General features: G+C 61.2%; 3 protein-coding genes. All 3 read right to left on the bottom strand.

Going from position 1 to position 3892, the window contains the following annotated elements; genetic code table 11:
• Window positions 1-86 precede the first annotated feature (86 nt).
• On the bottom strand, window positions 87-1124 hold the full coding sequence (locus ACOJB8_RS40830) for a zinc-dependent alcohol dehydrogenase family protein (protein WP_069265716.1): 1038 nt from the start codon (window positions 1122-1124) through the stop codon (window positions 87-89).
• 251 nt (window positions 1125-1375) lie between these two features.
• Entirely contained in the window at window positions 1376-2464 is a 1089-nt protein-coding gene (locus ACOJB8_RS40825) for a porin (protein WP_475017909.1), read from the bottom strand.
• A gap of 91 nt (window positions 2465-2555) precedes the next feature.
• Window positions 2556-3098: a hypothetical protein gene (locus tag ACOJB8_RS40820; protein WP_475017907.1), complete on the bottom strand. Its 543-nt coding sequence runs from the start codon at window positions 3096-3098 to the stop codon at window positions 2556-2558.
• Window positions 3099-3892: the final 794 nt, after the last annotated feature.

The following is a 3892-nucleotide window of genomic DNA, read 5'->3' as shown; positions in this document are numbered from 1 at the left end:
CAACCCCGACATCTGTATTTAGCCGGGACCCCGACATCTGAAAATGGCTTTGACATATAGATGTTCGCAAACATCAAACCACCGCATCACATCTCGACAATCACCTTCAACGCCTGCGTGCTGGCCGCCTGCGAAAACGTCTCATACGCCTTGGGCATGTCTTCGAATGAAAACCGGTGCGTGATCAGCCGGTTCGGATCGATCCGTCCGGCACGCACGGTCTTGAGCAGCATGGGCGTGCTCACTGTGTCGACGAGACGCGTCGTGATCGCTACGTTGCGGTCCCAGAGCTTGTCGAGGAAAAGCGACGCCGGCACACCATGCACGCCGATGTTCGCAATCACGCCACCCGGCGCCACGATCTGCTGGCACAGTTCGAACGTCGCAGGCACGCCAACGGCCTCCATGGCGCAATCCACGCCTACGCCATCCGTGAGCTTCATCACCGCATCCACGGCGTCGCCTGCGCGCGGATCGATGCACGCCGTTGCCCCGAACTTCTTCGCGCATTCCAGGCGGTTGGGGTCCATATCGATCATGATCACCTGCGCGGGCGAATAAAACTGCGCGGTCAGGAGCGCGGCCAGCCCGATCGGCCCGGAGCCGACAATGGCCACTGTGCTGCCGGGTTCGACCTTGCCGTTGAGCACGCCGCATTCGAAGCCCGTCGGCAAGATATCGGAGAGCATCACGAGCGCGGCTTCGTCGAGGCCGTCGGGAATCCGGTACAGGCTCGTTTGCGCGTGCGGCGTACGCACGTATTCGGCCTGCGTGCCGTCGATACGATTACCGAGTATCCAGCCGCCCGTCTTGCAATGCGAATACATGCCGCGCCGGCAGTACTCGCACTGCCCGCAGCTCGAGATGCACGAGACGAGCACGTGATCGCCGACTTTCAACGTCGAGACGCCGCTGCCGATTTCATGTACGACGCCCACGCCTTCGTGGCCGAGAATGCGGCCCGGCTCGCAACTCGGCACGTCGCCCTTGAGAATGTGGAGATCGGTGCCGCAGATCGTCGTCTTCGTGATCTTGACCACGGCGTCGCCGGGTCCCTGCAAGGCGGGCATTGGCCGCGTTTCGAGTGCGAACTTGCCCGGGCCGTTATAGACCAGTGCTTTCATGGTTCCTCCATCGACAACCGGAAATACGCCGGATCGCCGGGCGCCCTCCTTTCGGTCCGCAGGCGCGCGGCGAGTCCGTCGTCCCCAGCAAGGTTTGCATATTTCGATTCACGATGAGGCACCGTGAACGGATTCGAAATAGCGACGACATCGCCCTTGCATTCTTGATCGTAGTCCAATGTCCGATGGCTACGAAGTGGTGGCGTGGAGTTTCATGCGTTAAGCATCGGCTGCTTGCGTTTTCTCAAATGCTAGAACAGATGCCGGATGCCGACCTGAACGCCGAATTCGCTCTGACCGGGTCCCGGCGTGAGGAACGAACCCGTCGTAATGCTGGCGCCTGCCATCTTGAACTGCGCGGTGCCGTAGTTCTTCAATTCGGAAATCGTGCCGTATAGCCGCGTCCCCTTGGAGAGATCGTAGTTGACGATCGCCCCATATTGCAGGGCGTCGTTGCCGAGATGCGTGCTGTCCTTGGTGTAGGCGGCGCCGGCGCCCACGCTGAAGAACGGCGTAAACCGGTAGTCGGCCGAAAGCGAATACGTGCTGTGCCAGTCGCCTGCCGTATTGCCGACCGGCCCGACCGCCGGGTCGTATTTGCCCGCCGGGTTGCTCAGCGCATTGCCGGTGGTCGCGGAAATGACGTCATTGGCGCGGAAATAGCCGATATAGATGCGCCCCCACCCGTAGTCGAGATTGCCGCCCGCCATGAATTCCTGCACACGGTTGGAAGCTGTCGCATTCGCCGCGTTCAAATAGGCAAGCGCGAGATAGACCGGGCCCTGGGTGGTCTGCACGCCGGCCTGATACACGGCATTGCCCGCGAGCGTACCTGGTTGGCCGCCCACCGAATAATGCAGTTCGACCTGGGTCCCCACGAACTTCGGCGAGATCCACGCAATGTCGTTGTCGACACGCGCCAGCCAGTTCGCAAAGTTGTTGTAGCCCGAGGCGTAGGTCGCCGCGCCGAAGGCGTCCATATTGCCGCTCCAGGTGAACATCGGCGTGTTCTGCCGCCCGAAACGCACCTCGCCGAACCCACCGCCCAGACCGACCCACGCCTGGCGATCGAAGAACCGATAGCTGTTCTGCAACTTGCCCGTACCCGGATCGAAGCCGCTCTCCAGCGCGAAGTTCACGCGGTATCCGCCGCCGATGTCCTCCGTGCCGCGCAAGCCCCACCGGCTCGTCATCAAGCCGTTGTTGCCCAGCACGGCGAGCGACGTGGTCTTGCCGTCGACTTTCGTGTTCTGGTAGCCGGCGAACACGTCCAGCACGCCGTAGAGCGTCACCGACGATTGCGCCATCGCCGGCGTGCTGGCGATGACAGCTGCCGCCATCACCGACAAGCTAAGGAATCCTCTATTTAACGACATCGTCACTTTCCCCTGTTGTTGACTTCTTGATAGTTCGGTGCTGACGCCGGAGGCGTCAGCGTCCGCGCTCGGTCGCTAGCATGCGCTTCACCACGAGGGCGAGCGGCACAGTGAAGCAAAAGTGCGACATGAAACCGCCGATGATGACGACCGGGTCGTAGTAATTGGGATGGTTGTCGGAGGCGATGCTAATCGCCACATGCATGACGATCCAGGCCAGGATCGCATAAAAGAGCGCGACGAACGTGGCTTCGTAACCACGGCGGCGGAAATACGGCCAGATCGCGGCGAACAGCACGCCCCACGCAATGGCGAAGAAGAAATGAATGGCAGTCCCGAGGAAATACGCCCAGATGCCGAGCGAGTCCTGTACGCCCTTGCCGAACACGAGGCCGGTCGCGTTGCGGGGAATGCCCGCAAGCGGCATGAGATGCTGGGCGCCGACCCAGATGAGCGCCTCGTAAATCCAGATGATGACTGCGCCCGTCACGCCACCGGCTATGCCGGCGCGCAAGATTGCGCCGAGCGTCGGCTTGCCGTCGATTGCTGTTCTCGTCCCTTGATACCCACCCTTACCTACGCTTGCATTGCCGCTCATCGCCGTCTCCTCCTGTCGTACTGCACGAAATGTTTTTCGCCAAGATAGAAACGGGGCTTGCGGAAAAATACATCGGGTTAACGGCAGGCAAGAGGCGCTCCGTGGGCAAGAAAGCACGAGTAAGGCACGCCCGTGGCTCGCGATGAGCCGCGCAGCGCCAAGCTGGACAAGGCTTGGCGGGATTCAACGGTGCACGGCGGGAGGTCGGCAAACCGGCTTGCAGACCCGGTCGCCGATAAGAGAAATCGATACGGAGGAAACGACTTCGCAACGCGAGGTCTGCAACCGCGCTTTATTCGGACGTCTCGCGCTGCGTATCGATTATCGGCTGCGTAAAGCGTTACTGAGGCAGTATTTCCCGTAAACAAGACAGTGTGATGCTCCGCCACTCGGCAGTCCGTTTTCGGGAAACGCGTCCGCGACGGCCTGCATGGCGCTCGTTGTGGATACCTGACAGTCCTGATCGACGACGAGAAAAGCGACGGCGAGGACCAGGGCTGAAACCACGGATAGCGAGAGAACGTGCATTTTCATCATCGACTCCTGATGCAATAGCCTGCAGTGTCCCGGCAAGGTCCGGTCGTCCAGACCAGCGCAGCTTCGTCCCCACCCTGCTCCAGCCAGCGGACGTGCAAAAAAGGGGCAGACATATACCTGCCCCGCTCCGCCTTAGTGAATGGCCATCTGCACGACCTTCACGATCACGAGACTCACTGCGACGACGAGGTAGGTGCGCAGTACGCCCATCCACACGCGTGTCGACAGCGTCAGGTGCTGCGGCGCCGGCAGGTCTT

The organism is Paraburkholderia sp. BR10141 (assembly GCF_056155635.1).
Note: the sequence above shows the minus strand (reverse complement) of the source record. Positions and strands in the feature narration are given on the sequence as shown.